Annotated in this window: 27 protein-coding genes, 3 tRNA genes, 1 pseudogene and 1 riboswitch; of the genes and pseudogenes, 12 read left to right on the top strand and 19 right to left on the bottom strand. The window is 68.9% G+C overall.

All coding sequences use genetic code 11. From position 1 onward, the window contains the following. Positions 1-9: 9 nt before the first annotated feature. Positions 10-1020 carry an NAD(P)H-dependent glycerol-3-phosphate dehydrogenase gene (locus ACFLIM_RS15855; protein ID WP_393165901.1) on the bottom strand — a complete coding sequence of 337 codons (1011 nt, stop codon included), beginning with the start codon at positions 1018-1020 and terminating at the stop codon, positions 10-12. Between the two features lie 4 nt (positions 1021-1024). Continuing rightward, positions 1025-1735: a lysophospholipid acyltransferase family protein gene (locus ACFLIM_RS15850; RefSeq protein WP_393165899.1), complete on the bottom strand. Its 711-nt coding sequence runs from the start codon at positions 1733-1735 to the stop codon at positions 1025-1027. A 74-nt stretch (positions 1736-1809) separates the two neighbouring features. On the opposite strand from ACFLIM_RS15850, the gene cofC reads away from it, so the two are divergent. Then, positions 1810-2445, top strand: a complete 636-nt coding sequence (gene cofC / locus ACFLIM_RS15845) for a 2-phospho-L-lactate guanylyltransferase (RefSeq protein ID WP_393165897.1) — start codon at positions 1810-1812, stop codon at positions 2443-2445. 60 nt (positions 2446-2505) lie between these two features. After that, entirely contained in the window at positions 2506-2706 is a 201-nt protein-coding gene (locus ACFLIM_RS15840; protein ID WP_393165895.1) for a hypothetical protein, read from the top strand. A 66-nt stretch (positions 2707-2772) separates the two neighbouring features. Here the strand turns inward: ACFLIM_RS15840 and ACFLIM_RS15835 are convergent, their stop codons facing one another. The 4 genes from ACFLIM_RS15835 to leuC all read right to left on the bottom strand — a co-directional run bounded on the left by ACFLIM_RS15835 (position 2773) and on the right by leuC (position 5373). Then, positions 2773-3072 carry an HU family DNA-binding protein gene (locus tag ACFLIM_RS15835; protein ID WP_393165893.1) on the bottom strand — a complete coding sequence of 100 codons (300 nt, stop codon included), beginning with the start codon at positions 3070-3072 and terminating at the stop codon, positions 2773-2775. Between the two features lie 107 nt (positions 3073-3179). Continuing rightward, on the bottom strand, positions 3180-3410 hold the full coding sequence (locus ACFLIM_RS15830) for an SCO5555 family protein (protein ID WP_393165891.1): 231 nt from the start codon (positions 3408-3410) through the stop codon (positions 3180-3182). Next, positions 3389-3976, bottom strand: a complete 588-nt coding sequence (gene leuD, locus ACFLIM_RS15825; RefSeq protein WP_393165889.1) for a 3-isopropylmalate dehydratase small subunit — start codon at positions 3974-3976, stop codon at positions 3389-3391. The genes ACFLIM_RS15830 and leuD overlap by 22 nt, the downstream gene beginning before the upstream one ends. 11 nt (positions 3977-3987) lie before the next feature. Continuing rightward, positions 3988-5373 (bottom strand): 3-isopropylmalate dehydratase large subunit, encoded by a 1386-nt coding sequence (gene leuC / locus ACFLIM_RS15820; protein WP_393165888.1) that lies wholly within the window; start codon positions 5371-5373, stop codon positions 3988-3990. 179 nt (positions 5374-5552) lie between these two features. On the opposite strand from leuC, the gene ACFLIM_RS15815 reads away from it, so the two are divergent. Beyond that, complete coding sequence (locus ACFLIM_RS15815; protein WP_346111356.1) at positions 5553-6269, top strand: IclR family transcriptional regulator; 717 nt, start codon at positions 5553-5555, stop codon at positions 6267-6269. A gap of 58 nt (positions 6270-6327) precedes the next feature. Further along, positions 6328-8040: a hypothetical protein gene (locus ACFLIM_RS15810; RefSeq protein WP_393165885.1), complete on the top strand. Its 1713-nt coding sequence runs from the start codon at positions 6328-6330 to the stop codon at positions 8038-8040. Positions 8041-8197: 157 nt separating this feature from the next. Here the strand turns inward: ACFLIM_RS15810 and ACFLIM_RS15805 are convergent. The 4 genes from ACFLIM_RS15805 to ACFLIM_RS15790 form a co-directional block, all read right to left on the bottom strand. After that, positions 8198-8270 (bottom strand) — tRNA-Glu (locus tag ACFLIM_RS15805). 18 nt (positions 8271-8288) lie between these two features. Further along, a tRNA-Glu gene (locus ACFLIM_RS15800) sits at positions 8289-8364 on the bottom strand. 89 nt (positions 8365-8453) lie between these two features. After that, positions 8454-8723 carry a hypothetical protein gene (locus ACFLIM_RS15795; protein WP_393165884.1) on the bottom strand — a complete coding sequence of 90 codons (270 nt, stop codon included), beginning with the start codon at positions 8721-8723 and terminating at the stop codon, positions 8454-8456. Between the two features lie 414 nt (positions 8724-9137). Beyond that, positions 9138-9209: transfer RNA gene (locus tag ACFLIM_RS15790), tRNA-Gln, on the bottom strand. Positions 9210-9373: 164 nt separating this feature from the next. Here ACFLIM_RS15790 and ACFLIM_RS15785 point away from each other — a divergent pair. Further along, entirely contained in the window at positions 9374-11341 is a 1968-nt protein-coding gene (locus ACFLIM_RS15785) for a M3 family metallopeptidase (RefSeq protein WP_393165882.1), read from the top strand. Here the strand turns inward: ACFLIM_RS15785 and ACFLIM_RS15780 are convergent. After that, positions 11338-11910 (bottom strand): PadR family transcriptional regulator, encoded by a 573-nt coding sequence (locus ACFLIM_RS15780; RefSeq protein ID WP_393165881.1) that lies wholly within the window; start codon positions 11908-11910, stop codon positions 11338-11340. The two genes, ACFLIM_RS15785 and ACFLIM_RS15780, sit on opposite strands and share 4 nt — an antisense overlap. 54 nt (positions 11911-11964) lie before the next feature. On the opposite strand from ACFLIM_RS15780, the gene ACFLIM_RS15775 reads away from it, so the two are divergent. After that, the gene (locus ACFLIM_RS15775; protein WP_393165879.1) at positions 11965-13212 is read left to right on the top strand and encodes an MATE family efflux transporter; all 1248 of its coding nucleotides are present in this window, start codon (positions 11965-11967) and stop codon (positions 13210-13212) included. On the opposite strand, the gene gltX is transcribed toward ACFLIM_RS15775, so the two are convergent. Together gltX and ACFLIM_RS15765 are read right to left on the bottom strand one after the other, a co-directional pair. Continuing rightward, positions 13106-14479 carry a glutamate--tRNA ligase gene (gene gltX, locus ACFLIM_RS15770; protein ID WP_393165878.1) on the bottom strand — a complete coding sequence of 458 codons (1374 nt, stop codon included), beginning with the start codon at positions 14477-14479 and terminating at the stop codon, positions 13106-13108. The two genes, ACFLIM_RS15775 and gltX, sit on opposite strands and share 107 nt — an antisense overlap. After that, positions 14472-15248 (bottom strand): fumarylacetoacetate hydrolase family protein, encoded by a 777-nt coding sequence (locus tag ACFLIM_RS15765; RefSeq protein ID WP_393165876.1) that lies wholly within the window; start codon positions 15246-15248, stop codon positions 14472-14474. The genes gltX and ACFLIM_RS15765 overlap by 8 nt, the downstream gene beginning before the upstream one ends. A gap of 212 nt (positions 15249-15460) precedes the next feature. Here ACFLIM_RS15765 and ACFLIM_RS15760 point away from each other — a divergent pair, with 212 nt between their 5' ends. Continuing rightward, positions 15461-15799 (top strand): antibiotic biosynthesis monooxygenase family protein, encoded by a 339-nt coding sequence (locus ACFLIM_RS15760; protein ID WP_393165874.1) that lies wholly within the window; start codon positions 15461-15463, stop codon positions 15797-15799. 3 nt (positions 15800-15802) lie between these two features. Here ACFLIM_RS15760 and ACFLIM_RS15755 read toward each other — a convergent pair whose 3' ends face one another. Beyond that, positions 15803-16399 (bottom strand): HD domain-containing protein, encoded by a 597-nt coding sequence (locus ACFLIM_RS15755; protein ID WP_393165872.1) that lies wholly within the window; start codon positions 16397-16399, stop codon positions 15803-15805. Between the two features lie 165 nt (positions 16400-16564). Between ACFLIM_RS15755 and ACFLIM_RS15750 the strand changes: the two genes are divergently transcribed. Next, a complete protein-coding gene (locus ACFLIM_RS15750) occupies positions 16565-18193 on the top strand; it encodes a heparinase II/III family protein (RefSeq protein ID WP_393165870.1) in 1629 nt (542 codons plus the stop codon). Positions 18194-18206: 13 nt separating this feature from the next. Here ACFLIM_RS15750 and ACFLIM_RS15745 read toward each other — a convergent pair. After that, positions 18207-18419 (bottom strand): annotated as a pseudogene (locus ACFLIM_RS15745) (MerR family transcriptional regulator); the annotation flags it as partial. Positions 18420-18565: 146 nt separating this feature from the next. Between ACFLIM_RS15745 and ACFLIM_RS15740 the strand changes: the two are divergent. Continuing rightward, the gene (locus ACFLIM_RS15740; RefSeq protein ID WP_393165868.1) at positions 18566-19369 is read left to right on the top strand and encodes an aminotransferase class IV family protein; all 804 of its coding nucleotides are present in this window, start codon (positions 18566-18568) and stop codon (positions 19367-19369) included. A gap of 183 nt (positions 19370-19552) precedes the next feature. On the opposite strand, the gene cimA is transcribed toward ACFLIM_RS15740, so the two are convergent. Both cimA and ACFLIM_RS15730 read right to left on the bottom strand, forming a co-directional pair. After that, on the bottom strand, positions 19553-21130 hold the full coding sequence (gene cimA, locus ACFLIM_RS15735) for a citramalate synthase (RefSeq protein WP_393165866.1): 1578 nt from the start codon (positions 21128-21130) through the stop codon (positions 19553-19555). Positions 21131-21328: 198 nt separating this feature from the next. Then, on the bottom strand, positions 21329-21973 hold the full coding sequence (locus tag ACFLIM_RS15730; RefSeq protein WP_393165864.1) for a DsbA family protein: 645 nt from the start codon (positions 21971-21973) through the stop codon (positions 21329-21331). A 59-nt stretch (positions 21974-22032) separates the two neighbouring features. Here ACFLIM_RS15730 and ACFLIM_RS15725 point away from each other — a divergent pair, with 59 nt between their 5' ends. From ACFLIM_RS15725 to ACFLIM_RS15715, 3 genes are all read left to right on the top strand, one after another. Next, entirely contained in the window at positions 22033-22677 is a 645-nt protein-coding gene (locus ACFLIM_RS15725) for an O-methyltransferase (RefSeq protein ID WP_393165862.1), read from the top strand. Between the two features lie 68 nt (positions 22678-22745). After that, the gene (locus ACFLIM_RS15720) at positions 22746-23729 is read left to right on the top strand and encodes an aldo/keto reductase (RefSeq protein ID WP_393165860.1); all 984 of its coding nucleotides are present in this window, start codon (positions 22746-22748) and stop codon (positions 23727-23729) included. Between the two features lie 72 nt (positions 23730-23801). After that, positions 23802-24353, top strand: a complete 552-nt coding sequence (locus tag ACFLIM_RS15715; protein WP_393165858.1) for a Uma2 family endonuclease — start codon at positions 23802-23804, stop codon at positions 24351-24353. Positions 24354-24392: 39 nt separating this feature from the next. Here the strand turns inward: ACFLIM_RS15715 and ACFLIM_RS15710 are convergent, their stop codons facing one another. Together ACFLIM_RS15710 and ACFLIM_RS15705 are read right to left on the bottom strand one after the other, a co-directional pair. Next, on the bottom strand, positions 24393-25490 hold the full coding sequence (locus tag ACFLIM_RS15710) for a branched-chain amino acid aminotransferase (protein ID WP_393165856.1): 1098 nt from the start codon (positions 25488-25490) through the stop codon (positions 24393-24395). Positions 25491-25687: 197 nt separating this feature from the next. Next, positions 25688-26734: a 3-isopropylmalate dehydrogenase gene (locus ACFLIM_RS15705; protein WP_393165854.1), complete on the bottom strand. Its 1047-nt coding sequence runs from the start codon at positions 26732-26734 to the stop codon at positions 25688-25690. Between the two features lie 100 nt (positions 26735-26834). Further along, a riboswitch (cyclic di-AMP (ydaO/yuaA leader) is annotated at positions 26835-26974 on the top strand. Positions 26975-26999: the final 25 nt, after the last annotated feature.

Raw genomic sequence — 26999 nt, 5'->3', positions numbered from 1 at the left:
AGGTCTTTGTCAGACGCCGTAGCGCTCGGGCTTCGGCGATCGTGACATGAGTAGCATGCCCGCCTCGGCCGGTGCCATGCCGTCGTGCACGATCCCGACGACCACCTCCGTGATCGGCATCTCGACGTCGTGCTTCCTGGCCAGCTCCAGCACGGACTCGCAGGACTTCACGCCTTCCGCGGTCTGCTTGGTGGCGGCGACCGCCTCGGCCAGGGTCATGCCACGGCCCAGGTTCTCGCCGAACGTACGGTTGCGCGACAGCGGCGACGTACAGGTGGCGACCAGATCGCCCATCCCCGCGAGCCCCGCGAACGTGTGCGGGTCGGCCCCGAGCGCCGCGCCCAGGCGGGAGATCTCGGCCAGGCCCCTGGTGATGAGCATGGCGCTGACGTTGTCGCCCATGCCCATGCCCGCGGAGACGCCCACGGCCAACGCGATCACGTTCTTCACCGCACCACCGAGCTCGACGCCGACCACGTCGGGGTTGGTGTACGGGCGGAACCACGGCGGCAGGTGGCAGATCGACTGGAGGCGGGCGGCGACCGACTCGTCGGTGCAGGCGACGACCGTGGCGGCGGGCTGGCGGTGGGCGATCTCCTTGGCCAGGTTGGGCCCGGAGACGACCGCGACCCGCTCCTCGGGCACCTCCGCGACCTCCCGGATCACCTCGCTCATCCGCTTGGTCGTGCCTAGCTCGATGCCCTTCATCAGGCTGACCAGGACCGCTTTAGGGGGAATGTGCTCGCGCCAGGCGGCCAGATTCGGCCGCAGGAGCTGCGACGGCACGGCCAGCACCACGAAGTCCGCCCCGTCGAGCGCCCGCGCGGGGTCGGTCGTGGCGCGCAGAGCCTTCGGGAGGGGCACGCCGGGCAGGTAGTCGGCGTTCGTGTGGTCGCGGTCGATGGCCTCGACCAGCTCCCGCCTGCGCCCCCACAACGTGACCTCGTTACCTGCCTCCGTCAGGAGCATCGCGAACGTGGTGCCCCACGAACCTGTGCCGAAAACGGCCACTTTTGTCATGCCATCACCGCCCAGCGGGATCGTAGGGGGTCGCGGGGGCCTTCTCGCCCCGCAGCTCGGCGAGCTGCTCGGTGATGGCCGCCATGATGTCGGCCGTCGCGTCGCGCAGCACGCTGGCGTGCAGGGGCTTGCCCTCGTGCTTCGACAGGTCCACCGGCGGCCCCACGATCACATGGAACGTCTTGCGCGGGAACAACCTGGGCTTCTTCTCCCCATACGGGAGCAGCTCTTGCGCTCCCCAGTGGGCCACCGGGATGACCGGCGCGCCGCTCTCCAGCGCCAGCCGGGCCGCGCCCGTCTTGCCCACCATGGGCCACAGGTCGGGGTCGCGGGTGCAGGTGCCCTCGGGATAGAACAGGATCGCGCCGCCGTCCTCGAGCCGCTGGGCCGAGGCGCGCAGCGACCTGGCCGCCTCGTCGCTGCCCCGGTCGACCGGGATCGCGAGCAGGCTCGTCACCGCCCGGCCCAGGAACGGCACCCTGAACAGGCCTGCCTTGGCCAGGATTACCGGCCAGCGGCCGTTGTTGTAGAGGAAGTGCGACAGCAACACCGGATCCGTCCAGGAGAGATGATTGGCCGCGATGATCACGCCGCCGGTGCGGGGAATGCGCTCCCCCCGGCGCCAGTCCCGCTTGACCAGGAGCCGCGACAGCGGTTTGACGATCACTACTGCCAGGGTTTCCCAGAAACGCGATGGTCGCGTGGGGCGGCTCATGGTCTCCTCCTACGGTATGCGCCCCAAGTCTCCCGGTTGGTCGCGTGGGATGTCGAGGCGCGATGCTTAAGGGTATGAGCTTCCGCTGGTCACTGGTGATCCCGGTGAAGACGCTGGTCGCGGCGAAGACCCGGCTGGCCGCCGCGACGGGTCCGCACCGCACCAGGCTGGCCGTCGCCGTGGCCAGCGACACGGTGGCGGCGGCGCTCTCCTGCCCGCTGGTCGCCCGGGTAGTCGTGGTCACGGCCGACCCCGCCGCGGCGGGGCCGCTGGCCGCGCTGGGCGCCGACGTGGTGCCCGACCCGGACCGCGGGCTGAACACCGCGCTGCGCACAGGGGCCGCCCATGCCGTACGCCTCGCGCCCGGCGACCCGGTGGGCGCGCTCCAGGCCGACCTACCTGCACTGCGGCCCGCAGAGTTGGGCGTTGCCCTGGGGGCAGCGGCCGAGTTCGACCAGTCGTTCGTGCCGGACGCGCTCGACGTCGGCACCACCTTCTATGGAGTACGGCCCGGGATGCCGTTCACACCGAGGTTCGGTGGCGAGTCGCGGGCCAAGCACCTGGCCGGTGGGGCCAAGGAGCTGTGCGTGCCCGGGATCGACTCGGTACGGCGGGACGTGGACACACCCGACGACCTGCGCGCGGCCATCGCGCTCGGGCTGGGGCGGCACACGGCGGCGGTGGTCGCCGATCTGTGGCCCGGCTCATGAGGCGAGCCGTCCATCCTCGCGACCTCGCCGGGCAGGGGCAAACGGTTTAATCTGGTCTGCGTGCAGGGGACGGTACGCAGCTTCGATCAGGACACTCGTTCTGGCACGGTGTTCCTCGATGACGGGACCGTGCTGGAGTTCGGCGCTCCCGCTTTCGACGCGGGGCCGCTGCGGCTGCTGCGCACGGGGCAACGGGTCAACCTCGCGATGTCCGGCGGGGAAATCAGCTACATCACGCTCTCGACTTTCCCGCTGCCGTAACCGTGCCGCGCCGATAAAGGCGAACGCCCGGGCCGACCGGGGCCCGGGCGTGCTGGTCCGTTTCGTTTACCTTTTCTTTCCGATTTTCTTGCCGCCCTCGTTGACCAGCTCTTTGAAATCCGAGCCGGGGCGGAACTTGGGTCCCCAACTCTCCGCCACGCGGATTTCCGCGCCGGTCGACGGATTCCGCGCCGTGCGGGCGGGCTTGTTCACCATCTCGAACGCGCCGAAGCCCGTGATCGAGACCTTGTCGCCTTTGGCCACGGCCTTCTGGATGGCGTCGACGACCGCGTTCACGGCCTCGGTGGCCGTCTTCCTGTCGCCCACCCGATCGGCGATGGCCTCGACGAGTTCTCGCTTGTTCATGAAAGTCCTGCTCCCCCAGTTACGGCTCGGGGTTCCAGCTCACGAGTTCGACGTAGAAACCCCTTACGCGCTCGAAAGTAGGCCGGATTGCGGGGGAACTCAATCACCTAGCGTGTTTCCTCATTGCGTGGCGTGTCGAGGGCGCCGTCAAGAGAGGCCAGAAACGCGTCGAGGCGGGTCGCCGCCCTTTCCGGGTCCCGCTTCGCCAGGTCGCAGATCGTGAGGTAGCGGCGGGCCGCCCGTTCCTTGTCCGCGGCGGGCAGCAGGCGGACGCGGCGGTGCGCCTCGCGCAACCGCCGCGCCAGTTCGTCGTCTTCTAGACGGTCGTCGGCAGCCATGGCTGCCGACCATTCTCGTACGCGTCCACATCGTCGGCGTGACGCAGGGTCAGCCCGATGTCGTCGAGCCCCTCCGTGAGCCGCCAGCGGGTGTAGTCGTCGATCTCGAACGCGACGACCTCGCCGGCCCAGCGGACCTGGCGTTCCCCCAGGTCGACGGTGACCTCCAGCTTCGGGTCCGCCTCGACGGCCGACTGCAGGGCCTCGACCTTCTCGGCCGGCAGGATGACCGGCAGCAGGCCCATCTTGGTGGAGTTGTTGCGGAAGATGTCGCCGAACCTGGCGGCGATCACGGCGCGGAACCCGTACTGCTGCAAGGCCCAGACGGCGTGCTCGCGCGAGGAGCCGGTGCCGAAGTCGGGGCCCGAGACGAGGATCGAGCCGCCCTCGTAGGCGGGGTCGTTGAGGACGAACGCCGGGTCCTCGCGCCAGGCCGCGAACAGGCCCTTCTCGAAGCCGGTGCGGCTGACCTGCTTGAGCCAGACGGCCGGGATGATCTGGTCGGTGTCGACATTGCTGCGGCGCAGCGGCACCGCCGTACCGGTGTGAGTCGTGAATGCGTCCATGTCGTGATCTCCTAGAGGTCGGCGGGAGCGGTCAGGCGGCCGGTGACGGCGGTCGCGGCGGCGACCTGCGGCGACACCAGGTGGGTGCGGCCACCCTTGCCCTGGCGGCCCTCGAAGTTGCGGTTGGAGGTGGAGGCGCTGCGCTCGCCGGGCGCGAGCGTGTCGGGGTTCATGCCCAGGCACATCGAGCACCCGGCCTCACGCCACTCGGCGCCCGCGGCCTTGAACACCTCGTGCAGGCCCTCCTGCTCGGCCTGCAGCTTGACCAGCATCGAGCCGGGCACGATCAGCGTGCGGGTGCGCACCTGGCGGCCGCGCAGGATCTCGGCGGCCGAGCGCAGGTCCTCGATGCGGCCGTTGGTGCACGAACCGACGAACACCGTGTCGACCTCGATCTCGCGCAGCGGCGTGCCCGCGGTCAGGCCCATGTACTCGAGCGCCCGCTCGGCGGACGAGCGCGCGACCGGGTCGGCGAAGGAGTCGGGGCTCGGCACGGCCTCGCCCAGCGGCAGGCCCTGTCCCGGGTTGGTGCCCCAGGTGACGTACGGGGTCAGCGTCGCGGCGTCGATCTCCACGACCTTGTCGAACACGGCGTCGTCGTCGGTGCGCAGCGACTTCCAGTATTCGACGGCCTGGTCCCACGCCTCGCCCTGGGGCGCGTGCGGGCGGTCCTTGAGGTAGGCGAACGTGGTCTCGTCCGGCGCGATCATGCCGGCCCGGGCGCCCGCCTCGATCGACATGTTGCAGACCGTCATGCGGCCCTCCATGGAGAGCTTGCGCACGGCCTCGCCGCGGTATTCGACGATGTAGCCCTGGCCGCCGCCGGTGCCGATCTTGGAGATGATCGCCAGGATCAGGTCCTTGGCCGTGACGCCGGGAGGCAGCTCGCCGGAGACCTCGATGGCCATCGTCTTCGGCCGGTAGGCGGGCAGCGTCTGGGTGGCCAGCACGTGCTCGACCTCGGAGGTGCCGATGCCGAACGCGATGCCGCCGAACGCGCCGTGCGTCGAGGTGTGCGAGTCGCCGCACACGATCGTCATGCCCGGCTGCGTCAGCCCGAACTGCGGCCCGATGATGTGCACCACGCCCTGCCCGGCGTCGCCCATCGGATGGAGCCTGATGCCGAACTCGGCGGCGTTCTTCCGCAGCGTCTCGACCTGCGTCTTGGACACCGGGTCGGAGATCGGGCCGAGCACGGTCGGCACGTTGTGGTCCTCGGTGGCGATGGTGAGATCGGGCCTTCGCACCTTCCGGCCGGCGAGACGGAGCCCGTCGAACGCCTGCGGGCTGGTCACCTCGTGAATGAGGTGCAGGTCGATGTAGAGCAGGTCCGGTTCGCCGTCGGCGCGGCGGACTACGTGTTGCTCCCAGACCTTCTCGGCCAGTGTGCGGCCCATGATCTCCTCCTGCTTATTTGCGATGCTCGCGCATCGCGGCTCGGTCGCTCAGACCCGGTCTCTTCCCTCGTCGCTCCGGTTGCTCCGCTCCCTGCGCTCCTGAGCCGAGAGACCGGCGCTCCCTCGCGGGAGATTCCTTTGACTTGCTTTCTCATATGTCGAGACGGCAGTATCGGCTTATGGACAACTCTAGCGGAGTCGGAGTACTCGACAAGGCAGTTCTTGTACTCAATGCCCTCGAAGCGGGACCCGCTTCACTGGCGCAGCTCGTCCAGGCCACCGGTCTGGCCCGGCCCACGGCCCACCGGCTGGCCGTCGCACTGGAGCACCACCGCATTGTGAGTCGTGACACGCAGGGCAGGTTCGTGCTGGGCCCGCGGCTTTCCGAGTTGTCCACCGCGGCCGGCGAGGACCGGCTGCTGGCGGTGGCCGCACCTGTGCTGATGCAACTCAGAGATCTCACCGGGGAGAGCGCTCAACTCTACCGTCGCCAGGGCGACGAACGGGTCTGCGTGGCCGCGGCGGAGCGGGCCAGCGGGCTGCGCGACACGGTTCCCGTGGGCTCGGCGCTGCCCATGGCGGCGGGCTCGGCGGCGCAGATCCTGCTGGCGTGGGAGGAGCCCGACCGGCTGCACCGGGGCCTGCGCGGGGCCAAGTTCACCGCCGCCACGCTCGCCTCCGTACGACGGCGGGGCTGGGCCCACAGCGTCGGCGAGCGGGAGCAGGGGGTGGCCAGCGTTTCGGCGCCCATAAGGGGCAGCGGCGGCAAGGTCATCGCGGCCGTTTCGGTCTCCGGGCCCATCGAGCGGCTGACCAGGGCGCCCGGCCGGCTGCACGCGGTGCCCGTTATGGCCGCGGCCGAACGCATAACGGAGGCGATGCGGCGGACATCATGATCAGCAAAAGGAGGTATTTGGGGAGCCGACAGCCTCCCGGGCGCACTAGCCTGAGTGCGTGACCGATCGCATCGAGGTAGCCGCCACTGAGCTGCGACCCCTGCTCGAAGAGTTCATCATGTGGGCGCGTGCGAACGCGCCCGGGAGCGACCCCGAGCTCGTGGGGCCTGCCGCACTTTGGCACCGTCTCGCCTTCTCGCAGGATCTCGGCACCTGGAAGCGGGCCGACCTGCGTAACCTGCTGCTCGACCGCATACCCAAGGTCGTGGAGGATCCCGACGCCGCCGCCGACGGGATGCTCCCGGCCGTGGACGCGTACCTGACGTTCCTCTCGCAGACCGGCAGGCTGGCCAAGGGCTCGGACTCCCTCGCCGAGCTGCAGGCCGAGCTCGACGACGTCGAAGACGAGTTCGTCGACCTGATGGAGGACCTGCTCGAGGACGTCGAAGGCGACGACGAGGGGGAGGAAGAGGCCGGCGACCTGGGCGACTTCGAGCCGTTCGCCGACGAGCTGGCCGAGCTCGACACGATCAGGCTGCGGCCCGACTCCGAACTGGCCGCGGCCGCCCGCCAGGCGCCGCTGGTCGCCATGGCCCGCGACCTGGCCGTGTGGGTGGGTTCGGGGCGTCGGGTGGGCGAGGACACGCTGCTCTCCGACGCCGAGGTGGAGGAGGCGCTGACGGCCGTCGGGATGCCCAGGCCGCAGACCGACGGCCCGGTCTCCGAGGCCGTCCCCCAACTATGGAACATCTGGAACCTCGCCGTGGACCTGGAGTTCCTCCAGCCGGGCGAGGTCGGCACGGTGGCCGTGCAGGACGACACCGCGGAGTGGCCGTTCGACGAAGACGAGGACGTGCTCGACGCCTGGATGCTCGGGCTGCACTCCGTCGACTACGGCGACCCGGAGTTGGACGACGAGGACCTCACGATGGCCCTGGCCGGCCTGACGCGGGGCCTGCTGGTCAGGCTGCTGCTCGCGGGTGGCTCGCGCGACCTCGACGAGCTGGCGCAGGAGCTGGCCGAGGCCGCCGCCGACCTCGACGAGCTGGGCTCGGACGCGTGGGAGGCGGCGGGCGACCCGCTGGCGCCCGCGATCGACTGGCTGATCGGCTACGGCATGGTCGAGGTCCAGGACAAGACCCTCAGCCTCACGCCGCTCGGCACCGAAGGCGTCATCCACCTGGTGGACGACGCCGACATCGAGGTGGACGCCAGGCCGGCGATCGAGTCGATGAGCGCCCACGAGCTGCTGGCGCTGAGCGCCGAGCTGCCCGAGGACGAGGCCGACGCCGAGTTCGCGGCCTGGATGCGGCTGCGGGAGCCGGAGAAGGCGGCTGAGGAGCTGCTGGAGGCCGCGGCGGAGGACGAGAGCGACGCGCTGATCAGGGTGCAGGCGGCCAGCGTCGTCGGCACGCTGGGCGCGGCCGCCATCCCGGCCTGGCAAGAGGCCCTCAAACAGCCGTCCCTGCGGCCTTACGCGGCCACGCATCTGAGCCAGCTGGAGATCGAAGGGGCGCCCGAGCCGACGCAGGACGACACGCACTGGCTGATCCTGGACATGTGGACGATCTCTGCCGGGCTGGGGCGGTCGGAGTTCGTGAGCAGCCTGCGGGACATCGGGCCTGACATGGTCAACAGCCTGCTCGAGGTGATCTGGAAGATTCCGCATGCGCATGTGGAGGAGCTGCTGGATCTGATCTCGCAGGTCCACCCGGACAAGCAGGTGGCCAAGGCGGCCCGGCGCGCCCTCTTCAGGGCCCGCTCTGTGTGATGCGTTCTGTGCACAAAGCTCCCCGCCGTTCATGGCGGGGAGCTTTGTGCTGAGTACAGCGCCGTTCGGGGCGGGGCTCTTTGGGTTTTACGCTTCGTACGAGCGGCCCCGGAATACGAAACGCCCCGGGCTGAGTGCACCGGAGCGGTTGTAGACGTAGTCCCGACCGGATTCGAACCGGCGCTACCGCCTTGAGAGGGCGGCGTCCTGGGCCACTAGACGACGGGACCTTCGTGAGCTTGTGACAGTGGTAGTCCCGACCGGATTCGAACCGGCGCTACCGCCTTGAGAGGGCGGCGTCCTGGGCCACTAGACGACGGGACCCTGTCCACAAGCTGATCTGCCGGGCTGCCCGGCAACGCAGGTAACTCTACCGCACCCCGCAGACCACAACCAAACCGCTTATCCGCCCATCAGATCGGGCCTGTAGCGCCGAACCCAGTCACCCATCGGGCCCCGTTCCCACAGCGGATCGAACTCTCCGAGCGGATCGCCACCTCCGGTCTGCCCGTCGCCGGGTCCACGGGGACGCGGGCCAGGCGGTCGCGCATCCAGCCCGGTACTCGGGGCGGCACCGTCCGCTCCCCCCAGCCGATGAGCCCGACCGAGCGCAGTGCCTGGGCCCGCACTCGTACGCCGCCCGGTCGGCCCACGCGTCGCGGGTTGGCCAGTTGGGTGTCCACGACGTCGATCCTGGTGATGTCCTGCCAGCGGAGCGCGATGGTCGTGCCGTGGCCCGGCTCCGACTAGATCTCCACGGTGCCGCCCACGCCGCGTGCCCGTTGCCGCATGCCGTCCAGGCCGAAGCCGTCAGCGGGCGGCTGCGGGTCGAAACCGGTCCCGTCGTGGCCCGGATGTCCAGGAGGATCGTTTCGTCGGCGTAGGACAGGGTGAGGCCCGTCCTGGTGGCTCTCGCGTGCTTGGCGACGTTGGCCAGGGCCTCCTGCGCGATGCGGAACAGGGTGGTCTCCACGTCGGCGGCCAGGGCCACGGGGGTGCCGGTGATCTCCAGGGCGAGGTCCACGCCGGGGCGCAGATCACGGATATTCCGCACCGGCTCGCAAAATAAAAAACGGACGCATCGCGTCCGTTAAATGCTGGGGTACCAGGACTCGAACCTAGACTAACTGAACCAGAATCAGTCGTGCTGCCAATTACACCATACCCCACCGCCCGCAGCCCCTCGGGACCGCGCTTGGCGACGTCCGAAAGAATAGCCCAGCTCGGGGGGTAAGACCAAAACGATTAGCCAACCGGCCCTCCGCCGCCCCCGGCACCGGCCCGGTCGTGCCAAGCTGAAGGGGACAAAACACCACGTGGAGGAGCCCCAGCGTTGGCCGAGAATCCGTTCTTCGCCCCTAGCAATCTGCCCTACCAGCTGCCGCCCTTCGCGGACATCCGCGAGGAGCACTACCTGCCGGCGTTCGAGCGCGGCATGGCGGAGCAGCTGGCCGAGGTCGACGCGATCGCGAGCAGCACAGAGCCGCCCACCTTCGACAACACGATCGCCGCGCTCGAGCGGTCGGGGCGGATCCTCGACCGCACGGCCACGGTCTTCTACAGCATCGCCTCCTCGAACACCACCGACGGCATCATGGAGATCGAGAAGCAGATCTCCCCCGAGCTGACCAGGCACAGCGACGCGATCCGGCTCAACAGGGCGCTGTGGGCGCGGATCAAGCAGGTGACCACGGAGGACGCCGAGGAGTCCTGGCTGCTGGAGAAATACCGGGACGACTTCATCAGGGCAGGGGCCGACCTGTCGGAGACCGAGCAGGACCGGCTGCGCGAGCTCAACGGGGAGCTGTCGACGCTCTCGACGGAGTTCGCGCAGAGCCTGCTCAAGGCGTCGACCGAGTCGGCGCTGGTGGTGGAGGACCCCAAGGAGCTCGACGGCTTCGACGAGGCCAAGATCGAGTCGTTGCTCAAGGACGGCAAATACGTCCTGCCGCTGCTGAACTTCACCAACCAGCCGGGCCTGGCCCAGCTCACCGACCGCGACGTGCGCCGCCGGCTGTACGAGCTGAGCGTCGGGCGGGCGCCCGGCAACTTCGAGCGCGCGGCCAAGATGGCGACGCTGCGGGCGGAGCGGGCGGCGCTGCTCGGGTTCCCCAACCACGCCGCCTACTCGGTGACCGACCAGACGGCCAAGACCGCCGAGGCGGTCGAGGAGATGCTCGGCCAGCTCGTCGGCCCCGCCGTGCGGAACGCGGGCAAGGAGGCCGAGGCGCTGACCGAGCAGGCCGGGTTCGCGATCGAGCCGTGGGACTGGTCGTACTACTCGGAGAAGGTGCGCCAGGCCCGCTACGACTTCGACGCCGCCGCGATGCGGCCGTACTTCGAGCTCAACCGGGTCTACCGGGACGGCATCTTCTTCGCGGCGACCGAGCTGTACGGCGTCACGTTCGCCGAGCGCGCCGATCTCGGCGGATACCACCATGATGTGACCGTGTTCGAGGTGTCCAACGAGGACGGGAGCCGGTTGGGGCTGTTCGTGCTCGACCCGTACGCGAGGGAGACCAAGCGCGGCGGGGCGTGGATGAACAACCTGGTCGACCAGTCCTTCCTGTTCGGCCAGCTGCCCGTGGTGATGAACAACCTCAACGTCACCAAGCCGGCCTCCGGGCCGACGCTGCTGACGTACGACGAGGTCAACACGGCCTTCCACGAGTTCGGGCACGCGCTGCACGGATTGTTCTCCCAGGTGCGCTACCCGCGCGTGTCGGGCACCAGCGTGCCGCGCGACTTCGTCGAGTACCCGTCGCAGGTCAACGAGATGTGGGGGACCTGGCCCGAGGTGCTGGCCAACTACGCCAAGCACCACGAGACGGGCGAGCCGATGCCGGCCGAGCTGGTGGCGAAGCTGACGGCGGCGGAGAAGTTCAACCAGGGCTTCAAGACCGTCGAATACCTGGCCGCGACGCTGCTCGACTGGGCCTGGCACAAGCTGGCGCCCGGCGAGACGGTGGCCGACGCCGAGGCGTTCGAGGCGGCGGCCCTGGAAGCCGCGCGGATCGACGTCGCGCTGGTCAGGCCGCGCTACCGGACCAACTACTTCGCGCACATCTTCGCCGGCGGCTACAGCGCCGGCTACTACTCCTACATCTGGAGCGAGGTGCTCGACGCGGAGAGCGTGGAGTGGTTCAAGGAGAACGGCGGGCTCACCAGGGCGAACGGCGACCACTTCCGCCGCGAATTGCTCTCCCGCGGCGGGAGCCTCGACCCGCTGACCGCGTTCCGCAACTTCCGGGGGCGCGAGCCGAGCATCCAGCCGCTGCTCGCCCGCCGCGGCCTCGACTAGCCGCCGTCGCGCAGTGGGCCGGAACGTGGCCCACTGCGCAGTTCCTCGATGCGACGGCGGAGCCACTCCCGCTCGGCCTGGCTCGACGCGCGGGCGATCAGGAGCATGCCGCGCCGGTACGGGTCCGGCTCGTCCTTCGCCCTGACCGGCCTGCCGCCCTCGTAGAAGAAGCTCGCCGGGGCCTCCAGAAAAGCCAGGCGGCGGCCGAGCACCCGCGCCTGGTCGGCTGGGTCGGGCAGCGCCGACAGGAACGTCAGCAGCGCGAAGAACCTGGTCTGGTCGCTGATGTCCAGGTCCGAGGGCTCACGCAACCGCCCGAGCAACTCCTCGCGGCCCTCGCGGGTGATCGTCAGCACCTGCCGGCGCGCGGCCGCCGCACCCGCCTCCTCGTGCCGTTCGACCAGCCCCTTCGCTTCGAGCCTGGAGATGGCCGGGTAGAGGGCGCCGTCGCTGACCGGGCGCAGGTGGCCGGTGAGCGCCGCCAGGCGTGACTTGAGCTCGTAGCCGTGCATGGGGCGCTCGTTCAGGAATCCCAGGATGGTGAGGCTCAGGTCACCGCCGCTTGCCATGGGGTGCATCGTAACGCTATACCTCTAAACGAGGTACAGCGAAACGAGGTAGTGATGACCCGGCTGGCCCTGCCCATCTACGTGGAGTTGCTCACCGCCGTGGTCGCGGTCGGCCTGATCGACCTGCTCTGGGTGTCCGGGCTGGGCGAGGCGGCGATCGCGGCGGTCACGGTGGGCACCACGGCCGAATACCTGGCGTACGGGCTGTTCCTGGCGGTTCCGACGGGGGTGACCGTGCTGATCGGGCGGCGCGACGGCCACGCGCCGCTGGCTCCGGTGATCAGGACGGGCTGGTTGTTGTGGGGGGTGTTCTCGGTCGCGATCGCAGTGCCGGGCGTGTTGTGGCGCGAGCCCCTGGCCGGGCTCTTCACCGATTCACCGGCGCTGACCGCGGACTTCTTACTCGTCTCGCTCGGCGGGTTGCCGGTGTTCTTCGCCCAGACGGTCGTGGACGGCATCCTGAAGGGCCTGGGGAACACGAAGCTCCCCATGCGGAACGCGTTCATCTGCAACGGCCTGGTGATCGCCCTGGATCCGCTCTTCATCTACGGGCTCGACCTGGGCGTCCAGGGCGCCGCGATAGCCACGGTGATCGCGCGCCTGATCACGCTGGCGATCGCTCTCTTGTCTGTGGTACGGCTCCGCTCCCCGGGTCAGGGCCTGGCCGCGGGCGAGGTGATCCGGACAGGGCTCCCCATGTCCGGAGATTTCCTGGCTCGTTCCCTGGTGGGGCTGGCCCTGGTGGAGATCGTGGCCGGGTTCGGCACGGCCGAGGTGGCCGGGTACGGGATCGGGCAGAAGATCATGCTGGCCGGGGTCATGGTGTTCTACGCGTTGCGCCAGGCGGCGATGATCCGTACCGCTCGCTCGGAGCCCGTCCGGGCGCCGCTCCGGCTCGGGCTCGGGGCGGGAGCCGTGGTGGCGATCGTGCTGAACGTGGCCGCGGCGCCGGTCGCCGGGCTGTTCACCGACGATCCGGCGGTGGCCGTGGGCTTTCTGCGGTGGATGGCGCTCTATCTGGTGCCGTTCGGCGGGTTGATCGCCGTGGGCGGGGTCATGCAGGCAAGCGGAAGGGGCAGCCGTCTGCTGGCCGCCACGCTGGCGGGCTTCGCCGTACAGCTGCCCCTTGCCTATCTGCTGAGCTCGTGGCTCGGCGTCCCCGGGGTGTGGTTGTCGATGGCCGCGGGAGCCGCGGTCAGCCTCGCAGGCGCGCTAGCGCGGCGCGCAGGCGGTCCTGGATCCGCTCGCGGCCGAGCACCTCGATCGACTCGAACAGCGGCAGGCCCACCGTCCGGCCGGTGATCGCCACGCGTACGGGGGCCTGGGCCTTGCCGAGCTTGAGCCCGTGGGCCACGCCGACCTCCTCCAGCGCCTGCTTGAGCGACTCGGGGTCCCAGCTCACCGACTCCAGCCGCTGCAGGTAGTCGGTGAGGATCTCCACCGGGGAGTTCTTCATCGCCTTGTCCCAGGACGCCTGGTCGAAGACCGGCTCCTCGAGGAAGAGGAAGTCGACGTTCTGCCGGATCTCCGACAACACCGAGATACGGGTCTGAGCCAGCGCCGCGACCTTGCTGAACAGCTCGCGGTCCCAGGAGGGGTCGAGGTAGGGCACGCAGCGCTCCTCGAACGTCTCCAGCGGCAACGCCCGGATGTACTCGCCGTTGAACGCGCGCAGCTTCTTCTCGTCGAAGAACGCGTTGGACGGGTTGACGTCCTCCAGCCTGAACAGCGGCGCCATCTCCGACCACGGCATGATCTCGCGATCCTCGCCGGGGCCCCAGCCGAGCAGCATGAGGTAGTTGACCATGGCCTCGGGCAGGTAGCCCTCCGCGCGGTAGTCCTCCAGCGCCACCTTGTCGCGGCGCTTGGACAACTTCTTGCGCTGCTCGTTGACGATCACCGGCAGGTGCGCCCAGACCGGCGGCGTCGCGCCCAGCGCGGGCCAGAGCAGCTCCTGCCTGGCCGCGTTGGGCAGGTGCTCCTCGCCGCGGGCGACGTGGGTGATGCCCTGCGTGATGTCGTCGACGGCGTTGGCCAGCACGTAGAGGGGCGAGCCGTCGCTGCGCGCGATCACGAAGTCTTCCTGCGCGTTGTTGGGGAACTCCACCCGGCCGCGCACCAGGTCCTCCACCACCGTGACGCCCTCGTCGGGCGTGCGGAAGCGCACCGCGCCCGCGGTGAGCCCGCGCCCGCGGCAGTAGCCGTCGTAGCCCTTGTCCTTGGAGCCCGTGCGCTCCTGGACCTGCTCGCGGGTGCAGTCGCAGAAGTACGCCTTGCCGTCGGCCAGCAGTTTGGCCACGGCCTCGCGGTGCTGCGGCTCGTACGCCGACTGGAAGTAGGGGCCCTCGAACACCGGGTTGGTGCCATTGATCCCGATCCAGTCGAGCGCCGAGATGATGCCCTCGGTCCATTCGGGCCGGTTGCGGGTGGCATCGGTGTCTTCGATGCGCAGGATGAACCGCCCGCCGGACTGCATGGCGACAGCCCAGTTGAACAGCGCGGCGCGGGCACTGCCCACGTGGAACATGCCGGTTGGAGACGGGGCGAACCGCACCCGTACGTCAGTCACGGGAGACCACCTTGTTCGTGAGTGTGCCGATGCCTTCGATGCCGACGCTGACCTCGTCGCCGATCTCCAACGGGCCGACGCCCGCGGGCGTGCCGGTCAGGATGACGTCGCCGGGGATCAGCGTCATGACGGCGCTGACGTAGGCGACCAGCGCGGGAATGTCGTTGATGAGCTGGCTGGTGCGCCCACTCTGCCGGATCTCGCCGTTGACCGTGGTCGTCAGCGCCAGGTCGGTGGCGTCGAGGTCGGTCTGGATCCACGGCCCGAGCGGGCAGAACGTGTCGAACCCCTTGGCCCGGGTGAACTGCACGTCCTTCTTCTGCAGATCGCGGGCGGTGACGTCGTTGGCGCAGGTGTAGCCGAAGATGACGTCCTTGACCCGCTCGACCGGCACCTCGCGGCACAGCCTGCCGATCACCACGGCCAGCTCACCCTCGTAGTCGACGCGGTCGGACAGCGTCGTGGGATAGGCGATGTTCTCCCCATGGCCGATCACCGTGGTGGACGGCTTCATGAAGATGAGCGGCTCCTCGGGCACCTCGTTGCCCAGCTCGGCCGCGTGCTCGGCGTAGTTTCTGCCGATGGCCACCACCTTGCTCGGCAGCATCGGGGCCAGCAGCTTCACCTGGGACAGCGGGTGCCGCTCGCCGGTCAACTGCACCTGGCCGAAGGGATGGCCGGAGACCGCGGAGACGAACTCCTCCCCCGGACCGCCCTCGACCACACCGAACGACACGCCTTCGCCTGTGGAGAACCTCGCTATACGCACCCGACAAGGCTATCGCCGCCGCCGGAGGGCTCCGGTCACGTCCGGACACGCCTGGCCTTGGACTTGTCGATAAATGGGCGGGTTGTCCGCAGTCGTGCTCGAGCACCTGCGCGACGCGCTGGACCGGGATCATGTACCGGCGGCCGCCCGCGTTAGCCTGGTGCCCTCACCTGCGCCGCCCTGTGGTGGTGCGCTGACGAGAGGGGCCTGTGTTGTCCGTCGTGAAGATCAACGTGCTGACCGTGCCCGCCGACATGCGGGAGGAGCTCGAACGGCGGTTCTCCAAGCGGGCCGGGATGGTGGAGTCGGCGGCCGGGTTCGAGTGGTTCGAGCTGCTCAGGCCGGTGGAGGGCACCGATCAGTACCTCGTCTACACGCGCTGGCGCAGCGAGGAGGACTTCCAGACGTGGCAGCAGGGGCAGGCGTTCCAGCGCGGGCACGCCCAGGCGGCGCAGGGCGCCCAGGGGCACGGGCATGGACAGGGGCCCGCGGCGACGGGCTCGGAGGTGTGGACGTTCGAGGTCGCGGAGAGCGCCGGGCCCAAGTCCTGAGCTCTACGCGTCCAGGGGGTTGCGGGTGATGCGGTCCACGATGCCGCCGCCGACGAACTGGGCCGCGAAGCTCGACGGCTTGCGCGCTCCCTGCTCCGAGATGCACACGCTGAACTCCTTGGCGATCTCCAGCCGCGGGTAGCGCTCCAGGACCTCGCGCCGCACGTCAGCGGGGATCTCGTCCGTCCTGCGGCCCGAGATGTCCATGCCGGTGGAGAGCTCCAGCAGGTGGCCCTCGGGGTCCTCGTCCAGCGGCACCTCCTCCCACATGTGCCGGATGATCACCTCGCACGCGCGTAGCCTGCGCTCGGGCGACCAGCCTGCCCCGGCGCAGAAGGCCCAGGCCACGTGCCCGCCCGCCTCCTCGTACGGGACCGTGTGGCTGTCGAACTCGGCCACCAGCCCGATGTCGTGCAGCATCGACGACACGTACAGCAGCTCGGCGTCGAACGCGATGCCGTTGTCCCGTGCGTACGCGGCCGCCCACAGGTAGGCGCGGACCGAGTGGTTGAGCAGCGAGGGCGAGTGGTATCTACCGGCCACTTCGAGGGCGCCGCGGCAGGCCGGCGTGTCCGGGATCACGAGATCGTCGAGTGTCACGTACCCCAGCATGTCGCGACTGGCACGGCGTCCGCCAGCCGGAGTGCCGGCGCCGCATCGGGCGGCTAACGAATCAGGCATTCGGCTTGACCCGTTGATCGTGATTCCGAAAGCATGTCCCGCCCTCATCTTTTGTCCCGTTCGTTTGCCCTGGAAGGACCTGGCGTGCGCCGGCTCGCGATACCTCTTGCCCTCATGCTCGTACTCGGTGGGTTCGTGAGCCCCGCGCAGGCCGACAAGGTGACCCGCACCGCGGAGTGCCAGGGCGACTGGTTACCCGGGACGCCGACGGCCGACGATGTCATGAACGGTGAGATCTCGCTGGTGGGACTGCCGGCGTACAAGCTGGGCAAGAAGATCAACTGGGCCGCGAGCCCGTACCGGAACCGGTCGTGGGAGTTCGTGTTCCAGTCGTTGCGCTGGATGGGGACGCTGGTCGTCGCGTACGAGAACAGCGGCGAGCAGCGCTACCTCGACCGCGCCACCGAGATCGCCAAGGACTGGGCCGCGAACAACAAGCCCGGGGCGCGCGGGACCAAGTCGTACGTGTGGAAGGACCACCCCGTCTCGCTGCGCACGCAGCCGCTGCTGTGCCTGAGCAGGCACGTCAACGAGAGCTGGCTCAAGGACAGCCTGGCCGACCACGCCCGGCTCCTGTCGAACTCGCGGCTCTACAAGAAGGGCCACAACCACGGCATCGACCAGGACATCGCGCTCATGGGCATCGGCTGCCGGTACGGCCGCAAGGACTGGGCGAACCTGGCCACCAGCCGGCTGACCGGCACGGTCAAGCTCGACGTCGACTCGCAGGGCGCGCTCATGGAGCAGGCGCCGCGGTATGCGGTGTACGTGTACGACCGGCTGCAGGTGGCGATGGCCAACATGAAGGCGTGCGGCAGGAAGGTGCCCGCCGAGATCGCCAAGCGGACCGAGGCCCTGAAGGACTTCATCGCCCACTCGACCATGCCGAACGGCTACATGGTGCCCATCGGGGACGGCAGCGCCGAAACCGAGCCGAAGATGGAGACCGGCACGCCGAAGGAGGAGGTCAAGGCTTATCGGGCGGGGTACGTCTTCGGGCGTACGGCCTTCGGGAAGCCGGAGTCGGCGTACTACTCGATCAGGTTCGGGCCTGGGCTGAAGTTCCACGGTCATGAGGATCACCTTGGGGTGACGTACTACGCGCAGGGGCGGAACATCCTCGTGGACGGGGGGTTCCATTCGTACGAGAAGAGCTCGTATCGGTACTGGACGCTCTCGCCGGAGGCGCACAACGTGCCGACGGTGGTCGGGGCCCGGTTCAGGCCGCGGACCTCGTCCAAGCTCGTGGGGACGAAGTACGGCAAGGACCGGCAGTCGTTCAAGGTGACGGACAAGGCGTATGGCGTGAGCCGCACGAGGTCGGTGCTGGTGAACCACGGGGAGGACCTGATGGCTGTCCTCGATACGGCGTCCGGGGGCAAGAAGATCAGGAACATGTGGCGCTTCGACCCGTCGCTCAAGATGCTCTCCGATGGCGGCGGGAAGGTCGTGCTGGGGGACGGCAAGTTCAAGGTCACGATGGTGCAGTTGTCGTCGTGTGACCGGGTGGGCGGGCAGAAGGTGGAGCGCGGCGGGAAGCTGGGCTGGGTTTCGCCCACGTACCTGTCGAAGAAGCCGACGAATGTGGTGGTGTCGCCGACGGCGAAGTCGCTGCTGACGGTGATCGTGCCGGGCACGGACTCGCCCAAGGTGTCATGCTCTGGCGGGAAGGTCACGGTCGAGGGCGTGTCATTCCCATCCGATCTGTTCTAGGGGTTACCGTGCGGCCCCGGACGCACGGCAACACCGAACGGATCACCTCGGTGGACAGGCCCGCATTCAGCAGGGCACGGATCTGCCGCACGGTGATCACCGAGTCCTCGTCATAGTCGCGGTAACCGTTTGGATCACGTCTGGCGTCGAGCAATCCCTGCGCCTCGTAGTACCGCAGCAACCGTGAGCTGACCCCGGTACGCCTGGACAACTCCCCGATCAGCATGTGACCAGCCCCACCTGAGGTTGACCTTCCTATCGATGTCAACCCTTAACGTCGCCTCATGAGCGGAACATTCCGCACACGTCGCCCGCGGCCGTGGGCGGGGCTCGTTCTTCCGTCCACTCGATTCCGTACCGCTGGAGTGCTGCATGACCTCTTTTGTTGTTCAACGTAACGGTCAGGCGGCGACCGCCGAGGAGTTGGCGCCGCTCGCTTTCGCGGGCTATGCCCACTTCACCGCCATGCAGGTGCGTGGAGGCCAGATCCGGGGCCTCGACCTGCATCTGGAGCGGCTGCGGTCTGCCTCGAAGGAGTTGTTCGATCAGGCATTGCCCGACGATCGGGTGCGGTCGTATCTGCGGACGGCGGTGGAGGCCGGTCCGGCTGACCTCTCGCTGACGGCCACGGTGTACTCGCCGGCGGGCGAGTTCACCGTGGCCGGGGCTGATGCGGAGCCGGAGGTGCTGGTCCGTACCGGGCCGGCCGCGTCCGGCCCGCAGGGCCCGCTGGCCCTGGCGACGGTCGCGTACGAACGGGTCCTGCCGGCCGTGAAGCACGTCGGCGAGGTGGCCAAGACGTATTTCCTCCGCCAGGCCGCTGGACAAGGCTTCGACGACGCCGCCTTCGTCGACCGCCGGGGCCGGCTCAGCGAGGGCTCGATCTGGAATCTGGCCTTCTGGGACGGCACCGCGGTGGTGTGGCCTGACGCCGAGATGCTGGGCGGGACCACCATGGGCATTGTCCGCCGGCAGCTGGATCGCCTCGGTGTCCCGCAGCGCGTCCAGGAGGTCACGCTCGCCGACCTGCCGGCGTTGGCCGGGGGCGTGGTCATGAACTCATGGACGCCGGGTGTGGCGGTACACCGGATCGGCTCTGTTTCCTTGCCTGAAGCGCCGAACTTCTTGGAGTTGCTTCACCAGGCATACCAGGCCGAACCACTCACCTCGCCGTGAGGGCTGGTCCCACCAAATCCCCAGACCTGAACGCCAGAGGGGACCCTTCTACCGCAGTCAACGCTGGTCGCGAGGGGTAGCGGCGGCGATCTCCGGCCGGGTCGAGATCACAATGGGCATAGACAGCAGACCCCCCATCGCGCGTCGTTGGTTGCGAAGGACCTTGCTTGAAAGCCCGAACCCCTAGTGGGTTTCGTGGCCGGCGCGCAGGAGGCCGTACGTGACTGCCTGTTCCAGCGCCTGCCAGGAAGCGTCGATGATGTTCTCCGCCACCCCGACCGTGGCCCACTCGGCCCTGTCGTCGCTGGAGGTGATCAGGACGCGGGTGATGGCGTCCGTGCCGTGGGTGCCCTCCAGTATGCGGACCTTGTAGTCCACCAGCTCCAGCTTCGCCAGGTCCGGGTACAGCTGCTCCAGCGCCAGCCGTACCGCCTTGTCCAGGGCGTTCACGGGGCCGTTGCCCTCGCCTGTGGCCACGATGCGCTCGCCCTTGGCGTGCAGTTTGACCGTGGCCTCGCTGACCAGTTCGCCGCCCTTCGTGCGTTCCACGATGACGCGCCAGGACTCCACCTCGAAGTGGCGCTTGCGCTGCCCGTGCACGGTGTCGCGGAGCAGCAGCTCGAACGAGGCGTCCGCGGCCTCGAACGTGAAGCCTCGCGACTCCAGGTCCTTGACGCGTTCGACCAGCGTCTTGGTGTGCTCGGGGGTCAGCGAGTAGCCCAGCTCGCGGCCCTTGAGCTCGACCGAGGCGCGGCCGGCCATGTCGGAGACGAGCATGCGCATGTCGTTGCCCACCTGGGCCGGGTCGATGTGCTGGTAGAGGTTGGGGTCCACCTTGATGGCGCTGGCGTGCAGGCCGGCCTTGTGGGCGAAGGCGGACGTCCCCACGTATGGGGCGTGGGAGTTGGGGGTGACGTTCGTGACCTCGGTGATCGCGTGGGCGATGCGGGTCATGTCCGCCAGCGCGCCCGCGGGTACGAGGTCGAAGCCGCGCTTGAGCTGCAGGTTCGCCACGACCGTGAAGAGGTTGGCGTTGCCCGAGCGTTCGCCGTAGCCGTTGGCGCAACCCTGTACGTGCGTGGCGCCCGCCTTGACCGCCGCCAGGGTGTTGGCCACCGCGCAACCGGTGTCGTCGTGGCAGTGGATGCCGACCCGGGCGCTGGTGCGTACCGCATCCAGGACGATCTCCGCCAGCTCGTCCGGGAGCATGCCGCCGTTCGTGTCGCACAGGGCGATGACGTCGGCGCCGGCTTCGGCGGCGGTCCTGATGACCTCCAGCGCGTAGGCTGGGTTGGACTTGTAGCCGTCGAAGAAGTGCTCGGCGTCGAGGAAGACTCGCTGTCCCCCCGCACGAAGGTGGGAGACCGTGTCGCGGATCATCGCGAGGTTCTCCTGGAGAGTCGTGCGGAGGGCCAGCTCCACGTGCCGGTCGTGGCTCTTGGCGACAAGGGTCACGACCGGCGCGCCGGATTCGCGCAATGCGGCCACCAATGGGTCGTCGGCTGCCTTCACACCGGCCCGGCGGGTCGCGCCGAACGCGGCTAGTTGCGCGTGCTTCAGATCGAGCTCTGTTCGAGCCCGCTTGAAGAACTCTGTGTCCTTGGGATTGGCGCCCGGCCAGCCCCCTTCGATGAAGCCGACGCCCAGGCTGTCCAGGTGACGTGCGACGGCGAGCTTGTCGGCGACGGTGAGGTTGAGCCCCTCCTGCTGGGCGCCGTCACGCAGCGTCGTGTCGTATACGTGGAAGCGTTCGTCGGCCATGAGTCTCTCCGGAGGAGTCTGGGTGCTGGAAAACAAAAAGACCCCTCACGGACGTGAGAGGTCTGCGCGCTGGCGGTGTCCCTTTGTCAGCCAGCGCGCCTGCTGATAATGAGCAGACCGTAGAACATGGTGCTCACCAGTCTGCCACATGGATTCACCATCTGGCACACTGATCTCACGCACTGGGACACAGGCTCGTTAGACCACGACACCGTCGCCCCCGGTGATGGCCCGTTCGAGCGCCGCCGGATCGAAGGCCTCGCCACCCAGCTGCTGCCCGTCGAGCAGCACCGTGGGCGTGCCTTCCAGCCGCACCTTCGCCGTCTCCGCCAGGTGCTCCTCGGCGTACGACTGCGAGGTGACGCATTCGTCCACGTCCGCCCCCGCCTTCCTGGCCGCCTTGACCAGTTCCTCGACGGTGAACCCGGACGCCTCCCCGTGCGGCGCGGGCTGGATGGCGTACAGCTCGTCCCGGAACGCCAGCCAGTTCGCCTCGGGGACGCAGCGGGCGGCAGCGGCGGCGCGGATGGAGTTCGAGCGCATGGGCTCGTCCTGGAAGATCGTCACCGGGTGGAAGACGACCTTGACCTTGCCTTCCATGGCCAGCTTCCGGATCGTGCCGTCCACCCTGGCGTGCAGGTCCTTGCAGACGGGACAGTCGAAGTCCTCGTACAGATCGAGCACGGGAGCCTCTCTCGACCGGTCGGCGAGGACCATGGTGCCGTCGATCTGGCGGGTCAGCCGCACTCCGTCGGACGACTCGCCCGGCTCCGAGAACGCCAGCACCCCGAGTACGGCGATCGCCACGCACGCGACCGCGACCGCCACCAACCGCTTCATCATCAGCCCACTCTCACCTCATTGATCGCGCAGACCCTACCGGAAGAGGAAACAATGGCCGCATGAAGGCATACCTCCTGGATCCCGCCGTAGCCCAATACGTCTTCGCGCACACCACCCCGCCCGACCCCCTGCTGGAGGAGCTGGCGAAAGAGACCGCCGAGGCCACCGGCGACGCGGCCGGCATGCAGATCTCCCCCGACCAGGGCAACTTCCTCACCATGATCACCCAGCTCGTGGCGCCTCAGGTGGTCGTGGAGGTGGGGACGTTCACCGGCTATTCGTCCGTGTGCATCGCCCGCGGGCTGACCGGCGGCCGGCTGCACTGTTTCGACGTGAGCGAGGAGTGGACGTCCATCGCGCGCCGGTACTGGCACCAGGCCGGGGTCGAGGACCGCATCACGCTCACGCTCGGCCCCGCGCTCGAGACGCTCGCGGCCTTCGACCAGCCCATCGACCTGGCCTTCCTCGACGCCGACAAGGGAAACTACCCCGGCTACTACGAGCTGCTCGTCAACCGCCTGCGCCCCGGCGGGCTGATCGTCGCCGACAACACGCTGAGGAGGGGGTGGGTTGCGGATCCGGCGCACGACGAGACCACGACCGTGGAGATCCGCGAGTTCAACGACCTGGTGATCGAGGATCCGCGGGTGACCGTGCTCATGTTGCCGGTCGCCGACGGCATGACCCTGATCAGGAAGAACTAACCGATCAGCATGACCGGGCCCGCGCCGGGCAGTTTCCACCCCTGACCGCACAAACCTGAGGGGGACACATGCAGTACCGCGCTCTTGGCCGGCAGGGTCCGACGGTCTCGGCGCTGGGGTTCGGTGCGATGACCCTGGCTCCGGGGATCTACGCCGACGTGGACGAGCAGCAGGCGGCCGACGCCCTGCTGGCGGCGCTCGACGCGGGCATCACGTTCATCGACACCGCCGACATCTACGGCGCCGGACACAGCGAGAGCCTGATCGGCCGGGTGCTGCGCGGGCGGCGCGACGAGTTCACGCTGGCCACCAAGTTCGGCGGCAACCAGGACGAGCGCGGCCTGCTGGTGCCGGGTCTCGGCCGGCCCGAGTACGTACGGACCGCGCTCGACGCCAGCCTCGGCCGCCTGCGTACCGACCACGTGGACCTGTACTACCTGCACCGGCTCGACCCGACGACGCCCGTCGAGGAGACCATGGGCGCGCTCGCCGAGCTGGTCGAGGCCGGGAAGGTGGGCCACGTCGGGCTGTCGGAGGTGTCGGCGCGCACGCTCAGGCTGGCCTGCGCCGTGCACCCGGTCACGGCCGTGCAGAGCGAGTATTCGCTGTTCAGCCGGGCGCCGGAGCAGGAGGTGCTGCCGGCCTGCGAGGAGCTGGGCGTCGGCTTCGTCGCCTACAGCCCGCTGGGCCGCGGCATCCTCGGCGGCACGATCCGGGGCCGGGGCGAGCTCGCAAGCGGCGACTGGCGCCGGGGGAACCCGCGTTTCCAGGAGGGCAACCTCGATCGCAACGTGGCGCTGGCCGACGCCGTGGCCGCGCTCGCCGCCGAGCACGACCTGTCCGCCGCGCAGCTCGCGCTGGCCTGGCTCATGCACCAGGGCGCCGTGCCGATCCCGGGGTCGCGGCGGGCCGGGAACGTGCGCGCCAACGCCGCGGCCGCCGACGTGACGCTGGCCAAGGAGGTCGTGTCGCGGCTCGAAGAGCTCGTGCCGCCTGGCGCGGCGGCCGGTGAGCAGGGCAACGAGGCGTATATGGCCAACATCGACGAGTAAAGGAAAACGCCTCCTCGCAACGCCGCCGAGTATTACGCTGGGTCACTCCGTGACTACCAGAGGACGGCGACTATGGTCGGGCCACTCGAAGAGCGATTCCGGACGGTACGCGATTTGCTCCCCGAATATCGGGTGGAGACGACGAAGGGCCGGATCGTGGTGAACGAGTCGGGCACCTGGCAACACAACACGATTCTTTCTCAGCTGTTGTTCCAGATAGTCGGCGCGGCGGCCGAGCGGGGCTGGGAGATCTGGCCGAACATCACCGTCCACCTGGGACAACACGCCGATCGGTTCGTGCCCGACCTGGCCGTGGTGCCGCGGTTCCCGCGAATGGCGGAGGAGCACGCCGTGCTCGGCGATTCGACGTTGCTGCTCGTGGACGTCGTTTCCGCGGGCAGCACCTACGACGACTACTACGTCAAACCGAACGGATACGCGCCGGCCGGGGTACCGCTTTATCTGGTGGTCGATCCTTTCCGGCGTTCGGTCCGGCTGCACAGCGAGCCGGGCGGCGGAAAATACGGCCGGGAAACGGAGGCGAACGCGGGTGAGCCGTTGTTCCTGCCGCCGCCCTGGGGGTTCGCCCTGGACACCGGGAAACTGCTCGGCGCCGACGAATAGGCGGCCTCGGGGCTCGGTGAGGCCCCGAGGACGGGCCGACTAGACGATCTTGTGGACCCAGCTGTGGGAGTCGGGGCGGGTGCCGTACTGGATGCCCATCAGCTCTTCCCGCACCCGCATCGTCACGGGACCGGGGGTGCCGTCGGCGACGGTCCAGGAGCGGTCGACGCCCTTCACCGTGCCCACCGGCGTCACCACGGCCGCCGTCCCGCACGCGAACACCTCCGTGAGCTCTCCCGCCTCGGACGCCGACTGCCACTCCTCGATCGAGAGGAGCCGCTCCTCGGTCTCCAGGCCCAGGTCCCCGGCCAGCTCCAGGATCGAGTCCCTGGTGATGCCGGGCAGCAGGGTGCCGGTGAGGGCGGGGGTGACGAGCTTGTCGCGGAAGACGAAGAACAGGTTCATGCCGCCCATCTCCTCGACGTACCTGTGCTCGTGGGCGTCCAGCCACACCACCTGGTCGCAGCCGTTCTGCACCGCCTGCCGCTGCGCGACGAACGCCGCCGCGTAGTTGCCGCCACACTTCGCGAAGCCCGTGCCGCCGGGGGCGGCCCGCGTGTACTCCGTGGACAACCAGACCGAGACGGGCTTGATCCCACCCGTGAAGTACGAGGCCGCGGGCGAGGCGATGACCATGTACTTGTACGACTTCGACGGGTAGTTCACCCCGAGGCCCGCCTGGGTGGCGATCATGAAGGGCCGCAGGTAGAGGCTGTGGCCCTCGGTCGTGGGCACCCACGCCCTGTCTGTCTCGACGAGGAGCTCCAGCGAGTCCACGAACGTCTCCTCCGGCAGCTCGGGCATGGCCATGCGGCCGGCCGAGCGGTTGAAGCGGGCGGCGTTCGCGTACGGGCGGAATGTCACGATCGAGCCGGTGATCTGCCGATACGCCTTGAGACCCTCGAACAGCTCCTGCGCGTAGTGGAAGACCGAGGTGGCCGGGTCGAGCGAGAGCGGCCCGTACGGCCTGAGCGTGGCGTCATGCCACCCCTGCCCCTCGGTGTAGTCGATCGAGATCATGTGATCCGTGAAGGTCTGCCCGAAACCGGGGTCCGCCAGCACCTGCTCCCGCTCGGCCGCGGTGCGAGCGTGGTCGGATAGCTGCACGTCGAAGCTGAGCTTCTCAGCGATGGTCATGACGGCGGTCCTTCTCTCTGAGATGTCTGACAAGGCTTGGGGCGTACGCGAACACTGCCCGGGAGCAGTATTCGTACTTCCTATTGTCTCGCTATATGAGAACGTCGGTGCCCGATGGGCTGGTTCGGCCGTTTGGACGCGAAAAAGCGCCTGGCAGTCCTCCTCGGACCACCAGGCGCGTTCGGGGCTAGGCGGTCCTAGCCGGATACTCGCGCGGTGATGTCGTCGCCGATCTCGTGGGTGGTGCGGCCCGCCCAGCCGGCCAGCCGGTCGACGATGTCGTCGGCGACCGCCTGCTCGACCTTGGCCGCCTCGGTGTGCAGGCCGAGGTGGTCGAGGAGCATGGCGACCGACAGGATGGTCGCGGTCGGGTCGGCCTTGCCCTGCCCGGCGATGTCGGGGGCGCTGCCGTGCACCGGCTCGAACATGCTGGGCGCGGTGCGCTCGGGGTTGATGTTGCCGCTGGCCGCCAGGCCGATGCCGCCGGCGATGGCCGCGCCGAGGTCGGTGATGATGTCGCCGAACAGGTTGTCGGTGACCACCACGTCGAACCGCTCGGGCTGGCTCACGAAGAACATCGAGGCCGCGTCGATGTGGCTGTAATCGGTCGTGACCTCGGGGAACTCCTCCGCCACCCGGTTGACCGTGCGCTGCCACAGGTCGCCGGCGTAGGTGAGGACGTTGGTCTTGTGGACGAGCGTCAGCTTCTTGCGCGGCCGCGACTTGGCCTTCTCGAACGCGAAACGCACCACGCGCTCGACGCCGTAGGCGGTGTTGAGCGACTCCTGGGTGGCGATCTCGTGGGGCGTGCCGCGCCGCATGACGCCGCCGGTGCCCGCGTAGAGGCCCTCGGTGCCCTCGCGGACGACGATCATGTCGATGTCCTCGGCGGGCGTGTCGGCCAGCGGGGTCTCCACGCCGGGGAACAGCTTGACCGGCCGCAGGTTGACGTAGTGGTCGAACTCGAACCGCAGTCGGAGTAGCAGGTCGCGCTCGAGCACGCCCGGCGGCACGCTGGGGTCGCCCACGGCGCCGAGCAGGATCGCGTCGTAGCCGCGCAGCTCCTGGAGCACCGCGTCCGGCAGCGTCTCACCGGTGCGGTGATAGCGCGCGGCGCCCAGGTCGTAGTGCGTGGGCTCGATCTTCGTGCCTACGGCCTCCAGGACCTTGAGTCCTTCGGCTACGACCTCGGTGCCGATGCCATCCCCAGGGATGACGGCCAGGCGGATGTTACGCGACTCCATGGGCGGTACCTTACCGGCTCGTCTCGACTGACGAACACAGCATCTCATTTTTCGGACGTCCGGTTTTGCGGTGGTTTACAACCCTTTGACCGTTTCGTTAGAGTCCGACAAGCCTAATCCACGCAGCGTCGCGTGGAGCCGGGGACCCACCTCCCCCATGGGGCGAATCGGCATCCGCCGTAGGGCTGCTTCCAAGCCCGAGCCCGTCAGCTAACCCGGTAGGCCGCATGGAAGGACAGTCCGCTGTCTCGCATCGCCATTTTCC

This window comes from Nonomuraea marmarensis, assembly GCF_043197025.1.
Classification (GTDB): domain Bacteria; phylum Actinomycetota; class Actinomycetes; order Streptosporangiales; family Streptosporangiaceae; genus Nonomuraea; species Nonomuraea marmarensis.
This window is presented reverse-complemented; position numbering and strand designations above follow the sequence as displayed.